This window comes from Gimesia fumaroli (genome assembly GCF_007754425.1).
GTDB lineage: Bacteria > Planctomycetota > Planctomycetia > Planctomycetales > Planctomycetaceae > Gimesia > Gimesia fumaroli.
Window position 1 is genome coordinate 268,692 of the sequence record NZ_CP037452.1, and the last position, 24,150, is coordinate 292,841.

General features: G+C 49.1%; 19 protein-coding genes. 8 read left to right on the forward strand and 11 right to left on the reverse strand.

Annotation, left to right across the window (positions count from 1 at the left end; all coding sequences use genetic code 11):
• Positions 1 to 36: 36 nt before the first annotated feature.
• Both Enr17x_RS01050 and Enr17x_RS01055 read right to left on the reverse strand, forming a co-directional pair.
• Positions 37 to 579: an SMI1/KNR4 family protein gene (locus Enr17x_RS01050; protein WP_145305403.1), complete on the reverse strand. Its 543-nt coding sequence runs from the start codon at positions 577 to 579 to the stop codon at positions 37 to 39.
• A gap of 6 nt (positions 580 to 585) precedes the next feature.
• Positions 586 to 1,113: a hypothetical protein gene (locus Enr17x_RS01055; protein ID WP_145305404.1), complete on the reverse strand. Its 528-nt coding sequence runs from the start codon at positions 1,111 to 1,113 to the stop codon at positions 586 to 588.
• Positions 1,114 to 1,240: 127 nt separating this feature from the next.
• Here Enr17x_RS01055 and Enr17x_RS01060 point away from each other — a divergent pair, with 127 nt between their 5' ends.
• A complete protein-coding gene (locus Enr17x_RS01060) occupies positions 1,241 to 1,915 on the forward strand; it encodes a transposase (protein WP_145305405.1) in 675 nt (224 codons plus the stop codon).
• Between the two features lie 95 nt (positions 1,916 to 2,010).
• On the opposite strand, the gene Enr17x_RS01065 is transcribed toward Enr17x_RS01060, so the two are convergent.
• Positions 2,011 to 2,646, reverse strand: a complete 636-nt coding sequence (locus Enr17x_RS01065) for a hypothetical protein (RefSeq protein ID WP_145305406.1) — start codon at positions 2,644 to 2,646, stop codon at positions 2,011 to 2,013.
• A gap of 214 nt (positions 2,647 to 2,860) precedes the next feature.
• The gene (locus tag Enr17x_RS01070) at positions 2,861 to 3,532 is read right to left on the reverse strand and encodes a hypothetical protein (protein ID WP_145305407.1); all 672 of its coding nucleotides are present in this window, start codon (positions 3,530 to 3,532) and stop codon (positions 2,861 to 2,863) included.
• A 1,475-nt stretch (positions 3,533 to 5,007) separates the two neighbouring features.
• Here Enr17x_RS01070 and Enr17x_RS01075 point away from each other — a divergent pair.
• Complete coding sequence (locus Enr17x_RS01075; RefSeq protein ID WP_232100909.1) at positions 5,008 to 6,771, forward strand: GspE/PulE family protein; 1,764 nt, start codon at positions 5,008 to 5,010, stop codon at positions 6,769 to 6,771.
• 91 nt (positions 6,772 to 6,862) lie between these two features.
• Positions 6,863 to 7,525: a CvpA family protein gene (locus Enr17x_RS01080; protein ID WP_145305408.1), complete on the forward strand. Its 663-nt coding sequence runs from the start codon at positions 6,863 to 6,865 to the stop codon at positions 7,523 to 7,525.
• A 4-nt stretch (positions 7,526 to 7,529) separates the two neighbouring features.
• On the opposite strand, the gene rdgB is transcribed toward Enr17x_RS01080, so the two are convergent.
• Both rdgB and Enr17x_RS01090 read right to left on the reverse strand, forming a co-directional pair.
• Positions 7,530 to 8,150, reverse strand: a complete 621-nt coding sequence (rdgB, locus tag Enr17x_RS01085; protein ID WP_145305409.1) for an RdgB/HAM1 family non-canonical purine NTP pyrophosphatase — start codon at positions 8,148 to 8,150, stop codon at positions 7,530 to 7,532.
• Between the two features lie 157 nt (positions 8,151 to 8,307).
• Positions 8,308 to 9,378 (reverse strand): hypothetical protein, encoded by a 1,071-nt coding sequence (locus Enr17x_RS01090; protein ID WP_145305410.1) that lies wholly within the window; start codon positions 9,376 to 9,378, stop codon positions 8,308 to 8,310.
• A gap of 365 nt (positions 9,379 to 9,743) precedes the next feature.
• On the opposite strand from Enr17x_RS01090, the gene Enr17x_RS01095 reads away from it, so the two are divergent.
• Positions 9,744 to 10,436, forward strand: coding sequence for a metallophosphoesterase family protein (locus Enr17x_RS01095; RefSeq protein ID WP_145305411.1), 693 nt, complete (start codon positions 9,744 to 9,746; stop codon positions 10,434 to 10,436).
• 7 nt (positions 10,437 to 10,443) lie between these two features.
• On the opposite strand, the gene Enr17x_RS01100 is transcribed toward Enr17x_RS01095, so the two are convergent.
• Both Enr17x_RS01100 and Enr17x_RS01105 read right to left on the reverse strand, forming a co-directional pair.
• On the reverse strand, positions 10,444 to 11,868 hold the full coding sequence (locus tag Enr17x_RS01100) for a class II fumarate hydratase (RefSeq protein WP_145305412.1): 1,425 nt from the start codon (positions 11,866 to 11,868) through the stop codon (positions 10,444 to 10,446).
• A gap of 242 nt (positions 11,869 to 12,110) precedes the next feature.
• Entirely contained in the window at positions 12,111 to 15,113 is a 3,003-nt protein-coding gene (locus Enr17x_RS01105; protein ID WP_145305413.1) for a PVC-type heme-binding CxxCH protein, read from the reverse strand.
• A gap of 336 nt (positions 15,114 to 15,449) precedes the next feature.
• On the opposite strand from Enr17x_RS01105, the gene Enr17x_RS01110 reads away from it, so the two are divergent.
• Positions 15,450 to 16,379 (forward strand): SMP-30/gluconolactonase/LRE family protein, encoded by a 930-nt coding sequence (locus Enr17x_RS01110; RefSeq protein ID WP_145305414.1) that lies wholly within the window; start codon positions 15,450 to 15,452, stop codon positions 16,377 to 16,379.
• Positions 16,380 to 16,488: 109 nt separating this feature from the next.
• Here Enr17x_RS01110 and Enr17x_RS01115 read toward each other — a convergent pair whose 3' ends face one another.
• Positions 16,489 to 17,643 (reverse strand): type IV pilus twitching motility protein PilT, encoded by a 1,155-nt coding sequence (locus Enr17x_RS01115; protein WP_145305415.1) that lies wholly within the window; start codon positions 17,641 to 17,643, stop codon positions 16,489 to 16,491.
• Positions 17,644 to 17,882: 239 nt separating this feature from the next.
• Positions 17,883 to 18,677 (reverse strand): imidazole glycerol phosphate synthase subunit HisF, encoded by a 795-nt coding sequence (gene hisF, locus Enr17x_RS01120; RefSeq protein ID WP_145305416.1) that lies wholly within the window; start codon positions 18,675 to 18,677, stop codon positions 17,883 to 17,885.
• A 659-nt stretch (positions 18,678 to 19,336) separates the two neighbouring features.
• Between hisF and Enr17x_RS01125 the strand changes: the two genes are divergently transcribed.
• Together Enr17x_RS01125 and Enr17x_RS29410 are read left to right on the forward strand one after the other, a co-directional pair.
• Positions 19,337 to 20,392 (forward strand): DUF1559 domain-containing protein, encoded by a 1,056-nt coding sequence (locus tag Enr17x_RS01125; RefSeq protein ID WP_145305417.1) that lies wholly within the window; start codon positions 19,337 to 19,339, stop codon positions 20,390 to 20,392.
• A 157-nt stretch (positions 20,393 to 20,549) separates the two neighbouring features.
• Positions 20,550 to 20,723 (forward strand): hypothetical protein, encoded by a 174-nt coding sequence (locus Enr17x_RS29410; RefSeq protein WP_198000901.1) that lies wholly within the window; start codon positions 20,550 to 20,552, stop codon positions 20,721 to 20,723.
• 379 nt (positions 20,724 to 21,102) lie between these two features.
• Here the strand turns inward: Enr17x_RS29410 and Enr17x_RS01130 are convergent, their stop codons facing one another.
• Positions 21,103 to 22,176 (reverse strand): DUF1559 domain-containing protein, encoded by a 1,074-nt coding sequence (locus Enr17x_RS01130; RefSeq protein WP_145305418.1) that lies wholly within the window; start codon positions 22,174 to 22,176, stop codon positions 21,103 to 21,105.
• 684 nt (positions 22,177 to 22,860) lie between these two features.
• Here Enr17x_RS01130 and Enr17x_RS01135 point away from each other — a divergent pair.
• Entirely contained in the window at positions 22,861 to 24,036 is a 1,176-nt protein-coding gene (locus tag Enr17x_RS01135; RefSeq protein WP_145305419.1) for a sialidase family protein, read from the forward strand.
• Positions 24,037 to 24,150 lie beyond the last annotated feature (114 nt).

Sequence of the window (24,150 nt, forward strand, 5' to 3'; positions counted from 1 at the left end):
TGCCCCCTTTTTCTGTTCTGGCTTCATTTATGACAGTCACTTCTGCCTTCGCTTTGATACCGTTTCTTTTTCACCAGTAAATGGATTAGTGATTTCAACCTCATCTACCTCCGCTCCATCGCAGGAAAGAATGTCCGCACCGCTCATCCACAGTTCAAAAAACCGATCCAATGTGTAGTTTTGTTGCGTTACAGCGAAGTCTTCAAACGTAAAAACGGGATGTTGGGGGTCATTACAATCAACACATGAGAAAATATTGCACCCCCACTCACAAAACGGAAGCAAACCTTCTTGCCACTCTAGACCTTCCGATTCTTGATCGGATTTCAAAAGTTGGAATGTCTCAACAACGTTTCCATAGTCCGATGCGTACCCACCTTCGAGACCGATGACTCCGTAACCTGGCCCGAAGCCTCCATTGCCAACTCTCAAATAACATTGTTTGAGTAAGTTGGGGATCGAAAAACCAAGTTTGTGTTCGGTTTCATTGATTGCATTCTTTGATGTAGGGGTGCAAAGATTCGATGTTGGCTGAGACTTTGTGTACTCCTGAATTTTCTCAATAAACTCGTCAACCATCTGCTACTACTCTCCTATCTTAATGAACTCAAATGAGCGGCCATCGGGCCCAACTTTCAATTCATATCCACCTCTTTTTGCCATCTCACTAAGTTGGTTAAAACAGCTACTACTTCCATCCCTACACATCTTGTTTGTTGTCACTCCACGAATTGGTAATAGCCCTTTTTCGCCAGCTGTCGCTACGGCGGTCATCTCAGCGTGAAAGCCAGGAAGGTCATCTGCAACCAAAAGTCCTTTCCCCCTTGCCAACGTTTTTTGAGCGGCAGTCAGATCTGGACCACCCGCAGCAATAATTGTCTTGCCCTCCGCCGTTTCAATTAGCACGACTGTCTGCCTAGATCGAGGCAAACCAACGCTGGCGATTTCGTCAGCAAGCTCCTTAGTAGCTGGGATCGACTTTGTGACAGCTCCTTTATTTTTTTCAAGTAAATTCTTTGCTGCATTAGCGGCCTCTTCTGCTTCTTCAGCCGCCTCAGCTGCTGCGCCTAAATTGACATCGTCAAGTTCATCGACTTTCTCTAGACTAGGCACCTTGCTCTTAGGTAAAGCTCTCACGCCTGCTTGAATTATAACTGATAATGCCCCTTCTTCAAAGACAGAAAAAGGTGTCAGGAACCTTAAGTTGACAATTTAGGTGAAATTCGCTCTAATACTGCTTATGGGACGACCAAAACGGGCCGCTCAGGCGGGATATCTTTATCATGTGCTCAATCGGGCGAATGCCCGGATGACGATCTTTGAGACGGACGAAGACTACGCCGCCTTTGAGCGGATCTTGTCGGAAGCGGTCGAGCGGTTTGAGATGCGGCTGCTCAGTTATTGTGTGATGCCGAACCATTGGCATCTGGTCGTTCATCCCAGTGAAGACGGTCAGCTCTCCCGCTTCACCGGCTGGCTCACGCTCACCCACACCCAGCGATGGCACGCCCACCGCAAGAGCACTGGCTCCGGTCACGTCTACCAGGGACGATTCAAATCGTTTCCGATTCAGGATGACGAGCACTTCTATACGGTGTGCCGGTATGTAGAACGGAATGCGCTCACTGCCAATCTGGTCAAGCGGGCTGAAGACTGGAAGTGGGGCAGCCTTTCTCACTGGAGGCAAGGTTCCTCCGAGCCACAGCCGCTGTTATCACCGTGGCCACAGAAGCGGAAACCAGGCTGGACCGCACATGTCAACCAGCCACTGACCGACCGCGAACTAAAGGCTCTGGCACGCAGCATTCAACGCGGCACTCCGTATGGCAACGACGCCTGGACCACTCAAACCGTCCAACAACTGGAGCTGGAAAGCACGATCAAACCCCGAGGTAGGCCACGAAAAGCAGAATAAGGTTCCTGACACCTTTTTCTCGCAGAGAAACGACCGATTGCCTCTGTATTCTGTCGAGAGACAATCGGTCTTCAGGCAAAACAGGCTCAAACTTACTAGGCTCCAAACCCGCTATCAAAGCCCGCTATAAATCCATAAAGTAAAGCGTTTTCACCGCTGGGATCGGCGACATTTCCATACATTACTGCCCAGCAAACTGACTGATTGTTATTCAGATATGTTTTTCCAGCACTCTTTCCTGTGATGCCTTGTCGGGCTTTCATCTGAGCCTTGATCGTTTGCGCCATCTTTTCCGCTGGGTTATTGGTTGTGGGAATATTATTGCGAGAGAAATAGTCATTCATCTGTGTGATCGCGGTCGAAATATCACCATTCACATCAAATTTTGCTGCGAACCCGGCATCGGCCGTTTTTGCAGCGACTTTGGGAAACTGCGTTTTGTAATACGTTGTGACTGAGTTGGTTACCGCATCCAGGGCCGCCGAGGCGGCCGTTTTCGCATCCTCGGGAGTATCCAGTTCTGTGGCAAAATCGATGACAATGTGTGTCTTGGAAACTGGCAAACCAGCCAGTGCCAGCATGGCATTCTGCTCGGCATTCGCCTCCTTGGTAAAACTGTCTGCCATTTTCTTCATGGTGGCAATGGTCTGGGGATTATCTCCGATAAACCCCAAAACACTAGACAACACGGGAGCCACGGCCGTGGCTGCTGCTGCGATAAACTGTCCCATCTGAATCTCCTTCTCTCTTGGAAATCTAATATGAAGCCGGTAAATGCTTCTAAAAATTGAACGACGAAATGGTACAAGTCAACGTCGATGAACGAGAACGTTTATCAACCTTGCTAGAGCCGAACGCAACGTGTGATCAGAGAATGATCAGGTCTTGGTTGAGGTGGGAATGAGTTGCGATGAGGGTGAGATCACCCTCTGTGGGTCGCTGAATTTAAGCGTCTAGTTCGTTCCCAGGCGCGCTCCAGAAGATCTTGTCACCACCACAAGTATGGAAGCGAATTTGACCTTCAGCCTGACAGCGATTGAGTGATTTCACTGTTGCTTGCAGTCGGCGGCGAGGGTCGATTTTGGGATCTGAAGGCAGGGGATCATCAATAAACTCTGGCCACCCCTCTTCCTGGAATACAGTCAACACTAAAACCTGATTCTGGGCCGGGACGCGAAAACGTTTTACCAGGCGTTCCTCATACCAGAGTTCACGATGATCGGCAGACCAGATAGGGCAATTGCGAGTGTCTGATGGGAGGGGCCGCGATACCAGCTCCGGCGAGGAAAGATCTGAGGGAGCGCTTTCCTCATTCATCAGGCGTCGAGTGATTTCGATTCCGCTATCTGTCAGCACATAGGCGGCATCAGGAGTGATTGATGTTATGCTTAACCGAGAGAATGAACGTGTCGGATCGCCGGGAGCAGTAGTTTCCTTTCGATGAATGACGAACTTTTTGTGGATCAACCAGCGAATGTCGCTCACTGTTAATCCCATCTCTCGAAGAATCTCATGTTCAATAGCAAACTGCCACGGATCGACATCCGAGTCATGCGCGTACTGCAACGATTGAGACAAGGCCGTCAGAGCCTGGAGAACCGATTGACGAGGAATCATCTCAAGAATGCTCTATTCCAGTATCGCGAAAACCGATTGAATTATCCGCAAGCAAAGAAATGTAAACAGAAAGAAATGTAAACGGATAGTCACGAAAGATTATTTGTATAACATTCGTTTGTACTGAATGCCAGAATTCTTACTAAAGCCTGGCAAAACTTTATGACCCAGTAGGCGGGCATGCAGAATGGACGCCCTAGATTGGCAAGCTTATCACAGAATGGAGAAAGCGAAAAAGCAGGGCGACCTATGGACAGAAAAGGTTCCCGGTGATTGTCTTGAACATTGGGGAAAAGGTAAAAGTTTTCAGAATCCCATTTTTACGTACGTGATCTCTTAATGGATTAAAGCCCCCTTGGTCTGAGGAATTGGATCAGGGGTGTTTTGTGTTCAACCACGAAAAACACGAAATGAATTTGTGTAGCACGATGACGATGAGAGAGGGTGAGAGTGAAATTTGGAGCTGTTCTTATTCACTACTGACTGAAATTCAGCTCGGGCGGTTCGTGGCGATGGGGTATGATCTGGTTGTCTGGTTGGCTGCTGGATATTTTAACGGTGGCTGGTGCCGTGCCGCTTAGAGGTGGGGCATTCTGGGTTTTCTGAATGGCTTTTGGGGCCGGTGATCCGATCACTGTTGGCAAGCCAATAGTGCCACCGACCTTGTTTTGGGATCGAACGTTGTGAGGCGGGCGGCTACATGGGGGACGGCCCTGACTCTCCTTTTATGAGGATGAATTTGTGATTTGGTTTTGTCAGTTGATCTGTTGGTTTCCTGCTTGCTGCGCTCGGTCTGGATGTGTGGAAGAGATAATCATGTTTGTGAGCAGAATCATCGTTAATGGCGTGGGGGCGTCAATGGGGAAACGCTTCTTTTTCCTGCAATCGACCTGTGATCGTCTGGGAAGTCTTTATGAAGCACCAGGAATGCGGAATGAAGCGTTGCGATGTCGTTTGATAAGTGAGGTGCATCGAAGCAGCGGTTTGAAAAATCGTGCTGAAACGAGCGGATTTTATGGTGCTGATTTTCTCAGTGGTACAGGAATCTCAACTGAATCCGTAGTGCTCACTCGCGCGCGCGACTTTATCTCCGCATCATCATGCCGAGGGTCGCGATGCGATCCAGACCAATTTATTCAGGGAGAACTGCGAATTCCTTCAGTTGTGTGTGGAATTTTGTGACTGCCGATTCTGGCTTCCTGCCGTTCTACGGTGTAGTATATACTTGTATTGTGCTATTGCGAAAAGTGGGATAAACAGGGGAAAAGTCGATTCTCTCTGATTAAAATTAGAGAAAGACGTTTCTTCCCGTTAGAATATAGACTAAATTCAACTCCTTATAGTATCACCATTTATACGGGCTACTGACCGAGATTCCGGTCAATTTCATTGGATACATCAGCTTCATTTTGAGGAACAACAGCGTGAAATTTTTCTGGGCGTGTCTTATCGTAATGCTCTGCCTTACGGGATTCTTGACAGACATCCAAGCGCAACCGGTTCCAGATAGCGACCGCGAGTCTCAAGAGCCGAATCGTGTTGTCGCTGTTTCGAACGCGGGAGAATATCCGCCGCTACCGGTCCCGTTTTTTCGAGGCAATGATCCGCGTTTTACCAATTCACAGGGGTTTTATTTCCATTTCTGGAAGTTTCTACTGGTGGTTTTGCTGTTTCTGCTCTGGGCGAAAACATCGTACTGGGTTGATGAGGACAGTCGCGGATTAAAAATCGATACCGAGTTCTGGAGTTCCATCGTTTTAGTTGCCGGCGGGCTCGGCTTTCTGCTTGTATTCTGTATGCCCAGCTTTCTGCTTGGCTTTTTTATCCTGCTGGCGGCTTATGGTGGGCCGCTGGGGATGTATATTCGAGAACGCAATGCGAAGGTGCCCGCTTCGAGCCGGGTGATGACGCCTGATCATATCCAGAATTTAACTCTGCGTTATCTGGCCCGGATGGGAATCCGGGTGGGAGGCACCAAGAAACAGCAGGCGGCCATCGGGCCTGATATTCGCTTTATTGGCAAATCGTCAACCGGGCGAGGGGATGACCCTTCAAGTTCGCGCCGGGTAGAGAATTCGCGTGGCTTTCTGGCGGCAAAGGAACTGGTCTACGACGCGGTGATGCGTCGTGCGACTGACGTGCACCTGGAGCCGAAAGAAGATGAAGTGGGAGTGCGTCTGCGTATTGACGGCGTGATGTACCCTACGGAAGGTTTTGACCGTTCGATTGGTGAAGCCGTTCTGAATATTTTCAAAGTGCTTGGTGCGATGGATATTACCGAGAAGCGTCGTCCCCAGGACGGTAGTTTCCGTGCTATCATGCCCGACCGCGAGATTGATTTTCGTCTTGCCAGTCAGGGCACCCGGCACGGCGAAAAAATGAGTTTACGTATTCTGGACCAGACGAATTCGATTGCTTCGCTATCAGAACTGGGAATTCGAAAACAACTGGTCGACAAGCTGAGTGGTATTGTGAAACAGCCACACGGTCTATTTTTATGCTGTGGTCCGACAGGTGCCGGTAAATCAACGACTTTGTTTGCCGCCTTGCATGAGATCGACCCGTATCAGCGGAATATCATCACGATTGAAGATCCGGTTGAATATCGGATCGATAATGTGTCACAGATTGAAATCAACCAAAAGGCCGGCCAGACGTTTGCCGAGTCTTTAAGAAGTATTTTGCGTCAGGACCCGGACGTGGTCATGATCGGCGAAATTCGTGATGCGGAGACCGCACGGATTGCCTGTCAGGCTGCGAATACCGGTCACATGGTATTCTCAACGGTTCACGCCAACGATACCTTTACCGCGTTGTACCGGTTGATCGACCTGGAAGTTGAACCGTTCATGCTGGCGAGTTCTCTTTCGGCGCTGCTGGCACAACGTCTGGCGAGGCGGCTGTGTCCTGAATGTAAAGAAGCATATCAACCCAACCCGGAGTTTTTGAAGAAAGCAAACCTGCCGCCTGATAAGGTGAAATGTTTCTATCGGCAGCCGAAAAATCCGGAAATTGTCTGTCCTTCCTGTACTGGGTTGGGTTACAAGGGGCGGATCAGTGTGGTCGAGCTGCTGGACTTTAACGAGCGGATGCGGGATATGATTCGCGATACAGCCGGCATGTCTCAACTGAAAGCACAGGCCCGCAAGAACGGCATGCTGTATATGAAAGAGGAAGGTCTGCGGCTGGTTGTGAAGGGAATTACTTCGATTGATGAATTGCTGCGGGTTGTAAAGTGAGATCACGTCAGAATCATCTTGCTTGCTGATCTGGTTTTCATTGATTTATAAACGATTTTGTATTTGATCTGATTCATTCTGGAATTCGACTATGATCGACATTTTGTTACTGGCAATTTTGGGAATTGTGACCTGGTGTGTTGCCAGTGAAGGAGCATGGGGCGCTGCTTTTATCTTTGTGTCGGTGCTTTTTGCCGGGCTATTGGCGATGAACTACTTCGAACCCCTGGCGACTTTTTTGACGAACAATATTGCCAGTTCGGGGGCCTGGCCGCTGCGCTGGGACAGCATTGCGCTGATTGGCCTGTTCGTGGGGTTTATTTTCCTGTTTCGAGAAATCACGGTGCGGATTGCGCCTACTTATATGCAGGTTCATCCGCTCGTGCATGAAGTAGCACGCTGGGGATTTGCCGCGATGACGGGATATATTGCGATGGCGTTTTTGTTAACGGCGTTGCACACGACTCCCTTGCCGCGTGAATTTGCCGGTTTTACTCCCGAGCGAGATAACTTTTTTGGTGTAGTCGCCCCCGATCGTCAATGGCTGGGTTTCACTCAATACGTTTCAGAAAAGTCGATGCGGAATGGTGCGGTGGGACATTACTTTGATGGCCCTGAATACACTTTCCCACAGCAGCAAAACAGCGTCTGGCCTTCGTTCCCGATTCGATATGCCTCACGCCGCGGGCAGGGTGCCGCTATGGGTGCGCCACCTAAACCTGCTTCCGAAGAGAAAGCAAGCCGTTCTTTTTAGGTTGTTATTTATTCTCGCGCTGGAACAGATCGACCAGTTGCGGAATGAACCGTTCAAAGGCCCGCGCACGATGACTGAGATGCTGTTTGACAATCGGTGCTAATTCGCCGAAAGTTTTATGCAGCTCAATGATCTCGAAATAGGGGTCGTAACCAAATCCGTTCTGGCCGCGCGGTGCTTCGGTCATGCGGCCTCGGCAGCGGGCTTCGACCTGCAGGCAGATTTCTCCTTTTGGGTTCGACAGTGCGACGTTACAGACATAGGCGGCGGTTCGCTGTTCCAGAGGAACGCCTGCCAGTTCCTGGATCATTTTGGCGTTGTTTTTCTCATCGGTGGCATCTTCTCCGCTGAAGCGGGCGGAGTAAATTCCAGGTGCACCATCGAGTGCATCGATCATCAATCCACTGTCTTCGCCAATTGTCCACTGGGAAATGGTGCGGGCGGTTTCCGAAGCTTTTTTCGCTGCGTTCTCTGCAAAGCTGCTGCCATCTTCCACGACTTCCTGTGCCTGGGGATAGTCGGCGACACTTTGGACCCGGATGCCATGCGGGCGGAGCAGTTCCGAAATTTCGCCAGCTTTTTTTTGATTTCGACTGGCTAGAACGATGACAGGATATTGTGACATGAGCGAGTGGAATTTCTAGAGGTACATTGTCGTTTATGCAAAGTCGAAGCAGGCAGCACTCTCGCGCAAAAAGAAGCCTTCCCGACTTCAGGCACTGTAGCAGGCCCGATTAACAGAGGGAAGGCAATTACGAGAATCTGGTTTTGCCGGTTTGCAATTACCTGGCTTTGGGGTTTTGCATGAGCGTGGGTTTGGGGTCAAAGACCCATGATGCCGCCGGCGGTGATTGCGGCGTTTTGCCGGGAATCACGAAGTACTCTGCGGTCATTGTTTCCACGCCGCTTTCCGGATGCGGTTTCAGCTTGGCACCAAACAGCTTGGCATAAGCGGTAATCCGAGGATCATCAGCCGTATCAAAAGAACCGACGGCTACGATGGATCGATATTTTTCATGCAGTACATAAGCATCAATGTTCCGCGGAGAGCCGGCAGGGAAGCCATAGCTTTTTGCGTTGCGTAATGCTTTTGCCAGGGTCCAGGCGTTTTCCGCTGCCTGGTCCAGGCTGTTGCTGACTTTCAGGTTGCTGGAGGCATTCTGGAATCGGGAAGTGGCAGTTTTGGTAACCGAATTCCCATAAAAAGAAGCGATGACCAGAGAATATTTTCCTTTGTTCTTCAGCAGAGAATATTCAATTCCTGAGTTCAGTTTAGCGATCAGCGGATCTTGTTTTCTTTGTGCGACTTCCTGGGGAGACAGCAGTGGATTGATCGTGAGAAACGCACCACTGAGCGGACCTGGTTGCCCGGGTGTTTTTTTATAGACGCCGTTTTCTGTCAGCACCTGTGGATGAAAGTTTTTGACATACTTCAATGTCTTCTGAGCCACGTTGTCTTCACTGTCGGAATAATTGCCCGCGATCACGGAAATCATTGCCCGCTGTGCAGCATAGCTGCGGCGTTCTTCACGGCCGAGACGGTCCAGTGTATTGAAGCGTTGAATGACCGATTCCTGGCTGAATGTGTAAGCAGGAATGCCCCGTTTACGGAGTTCATAAACCAATTCGTCGGCGGCTTCCTGGGCGCTTAGACCTTTGGAGCGGCGACTTTCAGGAATGTCTCGCAGACTGGCGACCATGATCATCCAGGGGCCATGCCGTTTGGTGAGTTTGTATTTCTTACCTTTGACGGCTTCAATTCTGGCATCTGCTTCCGGCAACACGGCCGTCATGCAGACGGCGATTGCGAATGTGATGATCAGACTTTTCTTGAACAGTTGCAGGGTCCGCATATCAGTATCCCTTCTGAAAGCGTCCGAACCGGATGGTTTGAATTTGAGTGAAAAGGTGCTGTCTCTCCGAACATCCTGCTGGAAAAACGACCTCAAAAATAGATGGTATTTGTCGTAGTGATGTTGAGCTGCCTCAGACATGTGGCGGGAGTCTAGCACTTCTATAAAAATGAGTCCATAGGTGATTTTTTCGGTCGGTTTCTGAGCCGAATTATTCGTAAAATAAAGGGGATGCGCCGTCGATTTTCGAAGTTGGTTTCCAAATCCGGCGGTTGTATCATACAATCTAAGTGATTATAGAATAACAGGATAAGAATCGTTTTTGCTCCCCTTCCGGGAGTCGACAGTAATCAGGGCGAGAGTCAATGCGAGTGCTTGTGATATCGGATATTCATTCAAACTGGGCGGCGCTTTCCGCGATCCAGGAAGAGTTTGATTACTGCCTCTGCATCGGTGACCTGGTCGATTATGGAACCGACCCTTTGCCGTGTATTGAATGGGTTAAGCAGAACGCGAATGCCTGCGTACGAGGAAATCATGATCATGCGGTCGCGCAGCGCGTAGAGGCGAAAGGTACGACTGGGTTTCGCAAGCTGGCCTGTTTCACGCGGCCCCTGCATTGGGAACTATTGGATCGTGTCAGAATGAAATATCTGGCGCGGTTGCCGATCTCACAGCAGGTTACGATCGAAGGCACGACATTTTATCTGGTGCATGGAACGCCCCGTGATCCTCTGGATGAATATTTGAATGATAATGAAGCCGCCTGGAATGCACGCCTGCAGGGGATCAATGCCGACTTTGTTTGTGTCGGTCATACACACATTCCCTTTCACCTCAATCTGGGCGAGAAGCAGGTGGTCAATCCGGGAAGTGTCGGGCAGCCACGGGATGGAGACCCCCGTTGCTCCTACGCGATCATTGAAGACGGGAAAGTCACCCTGAAGCGGAAGGAGTACGACATTCAAGCCGCCCTCCGTCAGATGGAAGAAGCAGGACTGACAGGAGAAGCGCTGGAAATGGCTTCCAACGTTCTCCTGAACGGTCGTATGTCCTGATTTGATTTTATGCCTGTGGTTCGGTCATGCTCATCGGATCGAGGGCTTCCTTGAGCGTTTCCTCAGGTAGAATCTTTTGCTCGGTACATAATTCTCGAATGGTCTTGCCTGACTTGAACGCTTCTTTGGCGAGTGCCGAGGCTTTCTCGTAACCAATATGCGGGTTCAAGCTGGTCACCATCGAGAGGCTATTTTCGACGGCTGCATTGCAGGCTTCTTTGTTTGCTTCCATATTGTCAGAGCAGAGTCTCACAAATTCATTGCTGGAATTGGCGAGCAGATGAATGCTTTCCAGAGCTGTGAATCCCATCACGGGCATCATAATATTCAGTTGGAATTGTCCGCCGGCTGCTCCCGACATGGTGATGGTCTGGTCGTTGCCGATGACGCGGGTGCTGGCCTGCATCATGCTTTCGCACATTACCGGATTGACTTTTCCGGGCATGATGGAGCTGCCGGGCTGCAGGTCAGGAATTTTGACTTCATAGAAACCGCAGCGCGGGCCGGAACCAAGCCAGCGAATGTTATTGGAAACATTGAATAGCGTGGTCGCGATCGTTTTGAGTTCGGCGTGGCATTCTACCAGACCATCCCGCTGTGCATTTGCTTCAAAGTGATTGGCTGCTTCGACGAAGGCAATCCCGGTCAGTTTCGCAAGTTCTGCACTTACGCGATGACCAAATTCAGGGTGGGTGTTAATCCCCGAGCCGACCGCGGTACCTCCGACGGGCAATTCATACACGGCTGCCGCTGCTCGCTTGGCACGTTCGACACAGAGTTCCAGCTGACGGGCAAAGCCTCCGAATTCCTGTCCCAGCCGGAGTGGTGTTGCATCGGCCAGATGGGTGCGGCCAATTTTGATAATCTGATCCCAGTCTTTGGCTTTTTGAGCCAGACTGGCGGCGAATTTTTCGAGTCCCGGGATCAAAAGATTGTGAATGCTGGAAGCGAGGGCGACATGAATGGCAGTCGGAAAGGTATCATTGGTACTTTGGCCCATATTAACGTGGTCGTTCGGATGCACGGACTTTTCCGGAGCAAACCGATCTTCCCCCAGAATCTCAATCGCACGATTGCTGATGACTTCGTTGACATTCATATTGCTCGAAGTTCCCGAGCCGGTCTGGTAGACATCGATGGGAAACTGGTCGTCAAATTTGCCTTCAGCCACTTCGGTTGCCGCTGCGATCAGGGCTTTGATCTGTGTGTCGTTGAGAGGGTTTTTACCGGTTCCTGCCAGCTTTCCGATATCACGATTGGCATGAGCGGCCGCCAGTTTGACCTGTCCCATGGCATGAATCAGGCTGGGGGGCAGGGTATTGCCGGAGATTTGAAAATTCTCGACGGCCCGTTGTGTCTGTGCGCCGTAATAGGCGTCTGCTGGAACCTGCACTTCACCCATTGAATCACGTTCGGTTCGAAACCCGGACATTGGTTTGCTTCCTGTCTCTGCTAGAGTTGCCAAGTGTCTTATCAGACCTGGAATGACAGGTTGTCTGGAGTGGACCGCATGCTCGTTGGCGCGCTCGTCGCGACTTCCTGTCTGTTCAAGATTGATTGACGACTAGAGTAAATATAAAAAGAGTCGGCTCTCAAATGGTTTTGAAAGCCGGCCTTAATTCTAGCAAGTTGTCCTGTTTTCTCAATCGCCGTTCGGTTTCAGATCAAAAATGCTTACGGCAGAGGCTGGGAACTCCGCAGATAGCTGAACAGGTCGCGAATTTCTTTATTGGAGAGTTTGTCGAGTAATCCTTCTGGCATTAACGATTTCTTCTGCGGCAGCATTTCGTCAATGTTATCGCGTTCAACGGTGATACTCTGTCCGTCGGCACTACGGATTACAATCACATTGTTATCCTGATCGGCCAGGAAGCCGTTCACGGTTCGCCCATCCTCAGTGATGATCAGGAACGTTTCAAAGCCTTCTCGGATCTCCGCGGAGGGATTGACAATATTCACCAGCATTCGGTTGATATCGTCGCGTTTGAAAGCAGTCAGGTCGGGACCAATTTCGCCTCCCTTGCCGAAGAGTTTGTGGCATTTACCACAATTCTTCTGGAAAAGTTTTTCTCCCGCGTAGCGGTCGGGCTCTTCTTTGCTGTTTTGCAGCAGTCGTTGATTGACGGCGATCTGCTTTTGCATTTGTTCGGTGGTCGCACCGGCGATGGAGCCGAAGTGTTTTGAGATCAGCCCCGTAATGGCTTCATCGCTGTAAACGGTCATCTTCCGCGCGGTTTCCACTGAGACCGTCTCTTTGTTGATTTTTCCGGAATCGATGGCGGTCAGGAATTCGAGTGCCCACGGCTTTCGGATCGAAACCAGTGTCTGGGCTGCGCTCCGCAAATCGTCCGACATATCGGGGTACTGGGCACTGACCACTTTGCCGATGTTCGCATCCAGGTATTGCTGCAGGGCATTGATGGAGGCAATCTGCATTTGCAGGTCGCTGGAATTTTTGATGATATCCAGCAGTACCGGGACACTCGCAGGAACTTTCACTTCACCCAGGATCTGAATCAGGTCCAGCCGCTTTTGATTGTCGGCTTTGGGATCAGCGACGATCTTGAGTGCTTTGGCGATGGCGGCTTTGTCGCCTTGACGCATTCCCAGAGACATGGACTGTCCGCCGTATTTAGACATTGCCGTGATCAGTTCTTTCGGGAAACTGGTTTTGGAGCGGCCTTTCATTGCCGTCTCAAAGCCGGACATCAGGATTTCTGCGTGCGATTTTTCAGGTGCTAATTCAAGGAGTTTGGCGCAGACCATCAGATTATTACGGGATCCCGTTGAGGCATACCGCCGCATGATGCGTTCCAGGATATATTTTTCCACGATCGGATACTGCCAGACTTCGGCTTTCGAAAAATAAGCCAGTAATGCGTCGCGGTCTTTCTCGGCCCGTTTCTCCAGTGACCACCAGAGAATCAGGGGCAGATGGACATCATCCAGATCTTCAGACCGACTAAGCAGATTAAAGGCGATTGGTAGCCCGGTTTCTGCAGGAAGTCGTTTTGATGAACTGGCGAGCTGGCTACGGACTTGCACGTGTGGTTCGGTTAATGCGAGTGCAATCAGTTGCTGACCAATTTTGGCAGGGACCTGGTTTTCATCACACAACAATCTAATCGTCCAGGCACGCACGTATGGATCCTGATGCTGCAGTGCTTTTGCTGCGACAGTTTCATTCAGTCCACCACTCAGATTCAGCGCCCAGAGTGCTTCCAGCGCCGATTGCCCGTCTGAGGAAAACAGCTTTTGTTTCAATGCGGGAATGACGGATGCATCTTTGCGATCGCCGAACAATCGCAGGGCCTGCTGGCGATACCACTTGTTGGGATGGTCGAGAACGTCAACTAATTCCAGCGAAGATTTCTTACCTAGATCAAAGGGAGCAAGGGGCTTCGCATCTTTGGCTGTGAGGCGATAGATGCGACCGTCTCCTTTTTCTACCTGACCTGCGTAGTGCTGGCCGTGTGCGATTTGATGTTCGTACATGTCACAAAAATAAATCGCGCCATCGGGGCCGACTTTGATATCGACGGGGCGGAATCGTTTGTCGGTCGTCGCCACTGGTCGTTGCAGATCTTCAGTTTGATAGGAAGAACCGTCTGCGGTGATTTTGCTTTCGACCACGCGGCCCTGCAGCGGCTCTACGCCAAACAGATGCCCCCAGTATTTTTTCGGGAGTGTGTCTGCTTCATAGATGATGAAGTTGTGTGTGAAGCGGGGCACCTTGGCGTGTTTCATCGCCTGGAAGTAACCGAAGGCATACGGATTGGAAAGCGGGCCGTGCTTGCCGAAACCTTTCTGGTAATAGCTGCCTTGTGTGTAGTGAAAGCCTCGGGTGTTTCCGCCGTTATGACCGGAGTAGAGTCGTCCTTTATCATCGAACTCGACGCCGAACGCATTCCCGCCGCCCTCAGCGAAGATCTCATAAATTTTCTTTTCGGGATGATACCGCCAGATCAATTGCCCCAGCGATTGAATGGCTTCACTATCTTTTTGCCCCGGCTTTTTAACTTTGCCGGACACGGTACTTCCCTGGGAAGAATAGAGCCAGCCATCCGGGCCCCAGCGGAGGCTATTGACGACCGAGTGCGTATCTTCCATACCGAAGCCTTCGAGGTGTACGACCGGATCGCCATCGGGTACGTCGTCGTTGTCTTGATCGGGATAGAACAGCAGATAGGGAGGGTTCAAGACCCAGACGCCTCCACGTCCTTTAACAAATGAAGAGGCAATATTGAGACCGTCAACGAATGTTTTGAGTTTGTCGTATTTGCCGTCGCCGTTGGTATCTTCGTGGATGGTAATTTTGTCTGCACCCTTTTCATGATGCGGTGGTGGCAGAGGGACTTTATCGTAGACAGAGCGGTGGTGCTTGTCCTTACTCAGAATGCGTAAGCCTTCGGGGTAGGGATACTGCAAGTAGTTGATGACCCACATCCGGCCGCGTTCATCAAAATTTTGAAAGATGGGTTGCTTCACATAAGGTTCAGCCAGCACCTGTTCGATTTTGAGATCATCGGGCACCGTGAATTGTTTCAGTGAGTCAGCGGGGCTGAAGAATTCTCCGCCGGTATTTTTCGGAGGGGGAACCGGAGGCGCCGCTTGGGCTATGATCATTAAGGGTAAGGTGAGTGTGATCGTCGCCAGTAAGAACAATCGCTGGTTCATTGTTCCTGGTCCTTTATTTCTATGATTTGGTGTATCTTTTAAATAACAGGTGGGAATGTCGCTTTTTTACTGGTGAGCCGAATCCGGTTCCTTTTATAAAGTAAACTCAGAATCTTACTCTTAGTCTGTAGAGAGCGTGTGGCAAAATCAAGCATCAAGGGCTGATTCCCTGTTGGTTTCTTTGATTGTTCAAGCCTGTATCTTGAGTGTCGAGACGGAAAATCAGAACTCCACAGTAGATCTCGGCTGCTGCTTTTCTTTACGATGAAGTGACGCGCTTTTCTCAATCCTAAAACGTACTTTTCCACAAATCGTTCAAAATCAGGACCGTTTCCGATGTTTAAACACTCTACGATTTTTCTCGTCATGATTTATTTCTCTGTCTGTTTGCTTGAAGCCTTTGGTCAGGAGCCGAAGGTGGAAATGCATCCTGTGCCGCCGACTGTGGCCGAGAATGCGAAGCTGCAGGAAGAGTATGCTGCCAAGGCATTTTTTGAAGGCCCGATCTGGGACCCTGTCGGCAAGAAGTTGTACTTCACTTCGTTTGTTGATAAAGACACCAAAATTCTGCGTCTGGATGGGCGGGGAAAAGCCAGTATCTGGCTGGATCAGACAAAAGGCATTAATGGAACGTATCTCTCTGACAAGGGACGGATGCTCGGGGCCCAGGCCTATGGTCAGCATGTGATGAGTTACGGCTTTGGTGAGTCAGGTCCAAGTGATACGGTTGTTGTGGCGCAGAATCCCCAATGGAACCAGCCGAACGATGTTTGTCAAACGCCGAACGGAAACATTTATTTTACGGACCCCGATTTCAAAAATCGCAAAACGAGTGCCGTCTACGTCAAGACGACTGATGGGGACGTTAAGAAAATTATCACTGACATGCCTGTTCCCAACGGCGTGATCGCCACCAATGATGGGAAGACACTCTACGTGGGCGACAGTCACGAAAAACTCTGGCGGAGTTACCCGATCAAGGAGGATGGCACCGTTGGAGCAGGGAAGGTGTTTTTCAATCCCGATACTGAGCGAAAGGATTCCCCGGATGGCATGAGTATCGACGAGAAAGGAAATCTGTATCTGTCAGGGCGGGGAGGTGTCTGGGTTGCCAGCCCGGAAGGGAAGTCGCTCGGTTTAATCCCGGTACCGGAATTTTGCTCGAACGTGACGTTTGGGGGAGTCGATGGGAAGACCTTGTATTTTACTTGTGCAAATAAGGTTTACAGTTTGCAGATGAATGTCAAAGGGGCTCAGTTTCACTGAGACCATTTCAGAAAAACCGGCATTCTGTATTAAATGCTCGAACATAAAAAACAGGCGATGTCTGCAAAAGACATCGCCTGTTAACATGATCTCAATGAGAAACCCGCGTTTACAGAATCGCGGCGCCTTTGACGTCGATTCCCTTCAGGGTCATCTTCAATTCTTCCACGTTCGGTGAAATTTCGAAGGCATCGGCCCGACTGATAAATTCCTGGTCGATAAACCCTTTTAAACTGTCGTTAAACTGCTGCATGCCTTCGTCCTTTCCGATGCGGATGGCGGCGGCCAGTTTTTCATCCTGTTCTTCCAGAACCAGTTTTCGCACGGTAGGATTGAAGGTCATGATTTCCACAATTGGCACACGGCCCGGTGTATCGACAATGGTCTTTAACAGCTTCTGTGCAACGATGGCACGCATGTTAAACGCCAAACTTCCTCGCAGTGCTTTATGCATATCCTGGGGGAACAGGTCGAGAATACGTCCGATACAACTGGGGGCGTTAGATGCGTGAATGGTTCCAAACACAAGGTGCCCGGTTTCCGCAGCGTGGATCGCGGTGGAGAATGTTTCCATGTCACGCATTTCGCCCACCAGCATGATGTCGGGGTCTTGACGCACGGCATGTTTCATCGCAATTTCGAAGTCTTTCACATCAATGCCGACTTCACGTTGATTGATCAGACATTTATTCTGGGTGTATACAAATTCGATCGGGTCTTCAATTGTCAGAATGTGTTTGCGATAGTTGTCGTTGACCCAGTTCAACATCGAGGCAATGGTCGTACTTTTACCACTACCGGTCACCCCGGCCAGGAGCACCATCCCCTGGTCGAACTTACAAAGCGATTCCATCACGGGAGGCAGGTACAGCCCTTCAAAGTTCGGAATCGAGCGTTCGATTTTACGGGAGACCATACCCGGAAAGCCCAGCTGGATGAATAAGTTCACACGGAAACGCCAGGCTTCACCTTCATATTCTACAACGTAAGAAAAGTCGGCTCCCCCTTCATCAACGAAGATTTTCTTGTTTCGTTCATCCATCATCGGATCAAATAAAGCCATCATCTGATCCCGGTCAATGGGGGGCATCTGCAGTTCGCGCAGAGTTCCTTTCACACGCAGGATGGGTGCTTTGCCGACCTGCATATGCAAGTCGGAGCCGCCATGTTTGATTAACTGGCGGAATACTTTATCGACCTCATTTTCCGCACGACCCGTGATCGGGGAAATGTCTTTTGCTTTCGCAGGAACGGTTGTCGCCATTAACAAACTCCACTTATCAAATAATCTGTTCGGCTACACGATCCTGTAGCTGAGTAGAAATGAAATGCTGACTGGATTCAGGAAGCGTAAACCAAGTAGATTGCTTCACTGATTCAACGGATCTAAATTCGGCCGCTATTACTATTTTGAATACTCTGGAAGAACATGCAAGGCCCTTTTAACGGGAATAGGGGTAAATTTGTCACTCTTTGGTCACCAGGTCCGGTTGTGTCAGGCTATTATCCCGGTGTCAGGGAAACGGTACTTTTGAAACGAATGGGAATGTTTCGCTCGGCTAAATAACGTTTTGTTTCATCGACGGGATGGGTGCCATAATGAAAAATGCTGGCAGCTAAAGCGGCGCTGGCTTTGCCTTCTGTCAGCACTTCGTATAAGTGTTCGGGGCAGCCGGCACCTCCACTGGCGACAACCGGGATCGTGACTGCTTCCGCGACCGCTTTTGTCATCGGCAGGTCGTAGCCATCTTTGGTGCCATCCGCGTCCATGGATGTCAAAACAATTTCGCCCGCGCCCAGATCTTCTACTTTTTGAGCCCATTCGATGGCTTGTAGGCCGGTAGGGACACGCCCACCATTCACATGAACTTCCCAGAATTCTTCTCCGTCTTTTTGAACCCGTTTGGGGTCAATATTGACGACGATGCATTGACTGCCGAATCGTAAGGCAGCTTCCCGAATCAATTCCGGATCTTTGACCGCTGACGAATTGATCGAGACTTTATCACAGCCGGCATTTAACAAAGCGCGAATGTCTTCCAGGGTTCGAATCCCTCCACCTACGGTGAGTGGCATGAAGATCACTTCAGACGTCCGCCGGACAATATCCAGAATGATTTCGCGTTCTTCGTGGCTGGCGGTGATATCGAGGAAGACCAGTTCGTCAGCACCCTGTTCTTCGTACCGTGCAGCGACTTCAACGGGGTCGCCGGCGTCCTGCAAATTAACAAAATTGACCCCTTTGACAACCCGGCCCGCATGGACATCAAGGCAGGGAATGATTCGTTTTGCCAGCATTTATGAAAACCTCAGAGTGGATATGAAAGCGTAATGGAGCTTATTTTCAAACCGAAATAGATAGAGCTTATAAGAATTATAGCTCCCGGGAGAGTCAGATAAAACCAAGGTTCTCCTGTTTTCAGACCGGACAGCAGAAGCGTCTCTTATTCGGTCTATGAGTATGCTGTTTCGTTGCATTCTCGCTTCTCAAGACCTGTTCCGACCTTACTCCTTGGTACTGGTGAAGTTTCAGAGGAGAAAGCCAGACACGAATGAGTAACGACAGTTTTCATCGCTTCAGAAGCCCAAGGGAGATTCTCTCACTGAGATCAATTGCTCCAATCTATCCGGATGCCGACTATAAAGGAAAATACCTAGAAAAAGTACACATTAGTGCAAACATCAGGTTTATTGAGCGAAGGTATTGACAGTCTGATGAATACCTCTGTAGACTGACTTATTAATCGTATGTATATTAATGAACCAATGTATTAATCAGCCTAAATTCTAAGAGCCTGACACAAATACTCCCATATTGGATCACACTTCAATCTCATCTATCAATGAGTTCGATCAGGAACTCTTTTTATTGGTAGAAAATCGCAGCTTATATCTATTGCGAGTTGATTTGTTGTGACTGTCATTTCTTATTTTTTCTAAGGAGCAGGAACGTGAAAATGAAACCTTTAAAGAGGCGCGGATTTACGCTGATTGAATTGCTCGTAGTGATCGCCATCATTGCGATTCTGATCGCCCTGTTATTGCCTGCTGTGCAACAGGCACGCGAAGCTGCACGTCGAACTCAGTGTAAAAATAATCTGAAGCAAATCGGTCTTGCTTTGCACAATTATCATGAGACCTATGGTATGTTTCCTCCGGCACAAATTCGCGGGCGAAATGGATCGAATGAGTATGGGAATGCGGCAAGTTGGGGGGCGATGATTCTTCCGTATATGGATCAGGCCCCCCTCTATAATCAGCTCAATTTTAACATAGGAATATTTGAGGGAACGAACAAAACGGTCATCCAAGGGTTAAGTGGTATTGCTGGCGTCTTATGCCCCAGTGACACCGATCGTGCCCCGACACGAAGTGTCCACGCTTCAGGTACTCCCAATTATATGACGTCCATTCCCAGTACGAGTTATGCCGGCAGTGCAGGAGGATTTCAGAACGCTGACAGTACTACCGCGATTGTTTCAGGTGGTTTTTTCACAATGGATCCCGCACGTCCCAGTAAAATTTCGAGTTTTAAAGATGGAACTTCGAATACCATTGCCGTCGGTGAAAGATCCTATCAGGTCTGGACCGGAGGTTCCTGGTTGGGACTGCAACATAATACCTATACGACTGCGAGCCCGGGAAGTGATACTGCCTGCTGCTGGGACTGGTTTATGGCAGCCGGTTTCTATCCGCTGACCAACCAGCTCAAATCAGGTATGACTTCGACCAACTGGCGATTTGGCAGTACCCATACAGGCGGCGCACATTTTCTGATGGCGGATGGTGCTGTCCGATTCATCTCGGAAAATATTCAGCATATCGTTTCCACCAGAAGCGGTTCGACATGTGCTACACAAGGTTGCGGCTGTGAGTGGAGCAATGATCCGAATGCCTGCGCGACGGGAGTGCCCGGCGGCGGGTGGAACGATAAGGCGTACCTGGCCAATCATTGGGGCATATACCAGAGATTGCATCATCGAAATGATGGATTAACGGTAGGCGAATTTTAAACGAACTGCTGTTCTTGAGAGAACAGGTCAAAACCTTCAACCTGTACTCCACAAAGATGGGGGGGACAGGTTTTCCGAGACAGCATACAACTTAGAGAGATCTTGGTTGCTTTTAGTGCTATACCATTGAAGCACGTTAGTCCGAAAGGGATCGGGAATGATGAACCTACTCACAAAAAAAAACTTGCGTAAGTTAACGGGCGGCTGTTTTTTATTTCTTTGTTTGGCTGTGTCAGCTTGTGGAAATTCGAATAATGCAGAATCGACTCAACCCGATCCCGGTTTGAACGCGGAAGAAGGCACAGCAGCTGTGGATCAAAAGAAGCAGTAGCCAGGCGATGGTTTTCTGAAAAATAGGGCTCTTAAAATGAACAAAGCCGACTGCTCATAATAAAGAGCAGTCGGCAAAGTGTAAGGGCTATTCACAAATGGTAGAAACTACTAGAAAAATGCTTCTCTCAATCATTTGGCGGAAGCGCCAAGGATTCCTCATCACCTACTTCAAGAGGGGTGTCACTATTATCAGGAGCGCCTTTCGAACTCCCGGTGCAAGCTGTTATGGAAAATAGAAATACAATACTTAATAAAAATGGTAGTATCTTGTGAAACTGTTTCACAATTCTCTCCTTCACGCGATCAACTAATGATGACTTAACCGAACTGAAATCAAATATTAATTCAGAAGTTTTCAGGGAGTGGACCAGAATGTATTAATACTCGCCTAAGACTTCGCCGTCGTTGATACGCGTCAGTAAAGCGTAAGTATTCTTATCCATGTTTTCGCTGAGGAAACGTACTGACCCATCACCCATCAGAACATGAATTCCCCCTTCGTGAACACTGGAGGCAACGCACACATGATGTCGTCTGTCTGCAGTGGATCCGGAACTGGTCATTCCCGGAACATGCACGGCCCCATTGATGTGATACCGTGCATTATTGATGTGATTTGCATCAAGGTTGGGGTGATTGACAGCGAAGGTACCGTAGCGACGATACCCGGCCCAAATCGGAGTATAATTATCACTGGTACGACCATTGATGGCCCCTTCACAGACGGCGATTGTGGAGCTGGTTCCATCTTTGATATCTTTAATCTTGGCAGCTCCGTTGTAACCAAACATACCTCGGTAGCGAATACCGGTCCGGCCATCAGGCAAATTACTGGCACTGGTTTGATAGATCGACCAGAGTCTTCCGCCAGTCCATCCAACACCATGTCCACCGGCGCAGAACAGGTAATTGGTTCTAGCATGATTGGCTGTATAATAGTCAATACTACCGTTGACGACATCAGGTGATTCACCATCATCTGATGGGCAAAGTAACACAGGCAGGTTTGTTTGGACGAGAGCACTATTCGCATTCGGCCAGCCACCCACGACTCCAGTAATCATATTGGATACCGTACTTGAAGGGGGGCCAAAATGGCCGTTCGTGGCGATATTCAAATTGAACTGATTATAAAGTGGTGCCTGGTCCATGAAAGGCAGTAGCATTAACCATCCCGTGTGGTTTAAAGCGAGTGTTGGTTCGGGGGAAACATCACGAAAATCACCGCTTCCAATATGATTCGCGCCGAAGGGAAATGTACGGTGAGTTTCATGGTAGTTGTGAAGTGCCAGGCCAATTTGTTTCAAATTGTTTTTGCACGTCGATCTGCGAGCAGCTTCACGTGCCTGCTGCACTGCTGGTAATAGCAAGGCAATCAAAATCGCGATGATCGCGATGACTACCAAGAGTTCGATCAGGGTGAAACCCCGTTTTGTTGCGAGCCGTTTCATCTTCACCTCCGGAAAAAATAGAGAAATAAGAGGAATAATGACCATCTCGAACTCTTACTCTTATCCGGCTCTCAAGCGAATTGAAAACGGAAATGCACACAGCATTTTAGATATGCAAAAAAAGAAACTGTGCGCAAACAAATTTCAGTTAACAGTAAAGAGCGACGAATCTCAAAGATAAGAGGACGAAATTTGTACTTGAACAACGAAAACTGTCAGAACTGACAGAAAAATACTCGCAATTTTTAAGGCGAAAGCCTGATCGATTTGTTGCATTAAGAAACTTCATTAAAAACCAAAAGATTAATTTGTCAATATTTTAATGAGTAGAATCCTGACTTTTCTAGGTTCGATTCCTTATTTGAGATGCATATCTACAGGCATATTTTGTGTTTATGTGTATTTATTGTTTTTCCATTTTATTTGAGGAATTACCCTCAAAGCCAAACGCGTTTGCTTACAGAACAGGTCGTTGACGAAAAACGAATTTGACAAATCCAATGACCATTCAGTGGCAAGACATTTCCATTAGAAATCAGGAGAAAACCAGTTAGGTCAACTTGTAGTGTAGGCAGCGTTCCAGTTCAATCGAATGGTCCCCTTCGGTATTGATCTGGTCTCTAGGCGGCCAAGTCGTTCGAATGTGCTCGGGGCGCGTTGTCTCACTCAGATGAGGAGAGAGAAATGAAATTTGTCATTCGCTGTAAGTTGTTAGTCATCATCTCTGCTTTGATTGGCTTCTATCATCAAAATGACCTCTTTGCAGACGAGAAAGATCAGAGCAATTTATCTGACACTGCTAAAATACAACGCGTACTGCAGTTACCACCCACTGAAAATAACCCGCGCAACAGCGAAGGAGATTTCATTACGCTACAAGACGGGCGCATCCTCTTTGTGTACACACATTTTACTGGAGGTGCTGCCGATCACTCTTCTGCTTATCTGGCAGGTCGCTATTCGTCTGACGGAGGCAAGACATGGACTTCTCAGGACCAGACAATTATTGAGAACGACGGCAAACAGAATATCATGTCGGTTTCTCTACTGCGGTTACAGTCGGGACAAATCGCTTTGTTCTATGCGCGGAAAAATTCCATTCACGATTTACTCCCCGTGATGCGTCTCAGTAACGATGAAGGAGCCCACTGGAGTAAACCGGTTGAGATCATTCCTCAAGAGCAGAGAGGCTATTATGTTCTGAATAATGATCGGGTCATTCAATTAAAAAACGGCCGTATTGTGATTCCTCTGGCGTTACATCAAAATCTGAAAGGCTCTGATCGCTTCAACCCCAATGCCCGGTTTCTCTGTTATTACTCAGACGATAATGGCAAGACCTGGCAGCGCGGCGAAGAGGTTGTTGTCGAAAAACAGCCGGGGAAAAAGCAACCTTATATGCAGGAGCCCGGCGTAGTCGAGCTCAAAGACGGCAGACTAATGGGGTTCTGTCGAACCAACGGCGGCAGTCAGTATGTTGAGTACTCACAGGATGGCGGCAAGTCATTTTCCCAGCTCAAGCCGTCCCATCTTGTTTCACCGGTTTCACCTGCATCGATAGAACGTATCCCTTCCACCGGCGATTTACTGCTGGTCTGGAACAATCATCACGGCATCAGCCCGCAATTGCGCGGCAAGAGAACGCCGCTGACCATTGCCGTCTCCAAAGATGAAGGCAAGACCTGGGAACATATTCAGAACATTGAAGACAATCCGAATGGCTGGTACTGCTATACCGCGATAGAGTTCACACCCGCTGGGGTGCTGCTGGGTCATTGTGCTGGTGACCGAACGAAAAATAATGGTCTGGCTCAGTCGCAGATCACATTGATTCCGTTTTCGAGGATCTATGAAAAGTAAGTCATTCGCAGGCGGATCATCATAGATTTGCCTTTGTTTAACAGGATTTTATCCAATAGTACTCGAAAAACCGGTCTCAAAAAGTCTCCTTCAGAAAATGACTTGAATTGCGGT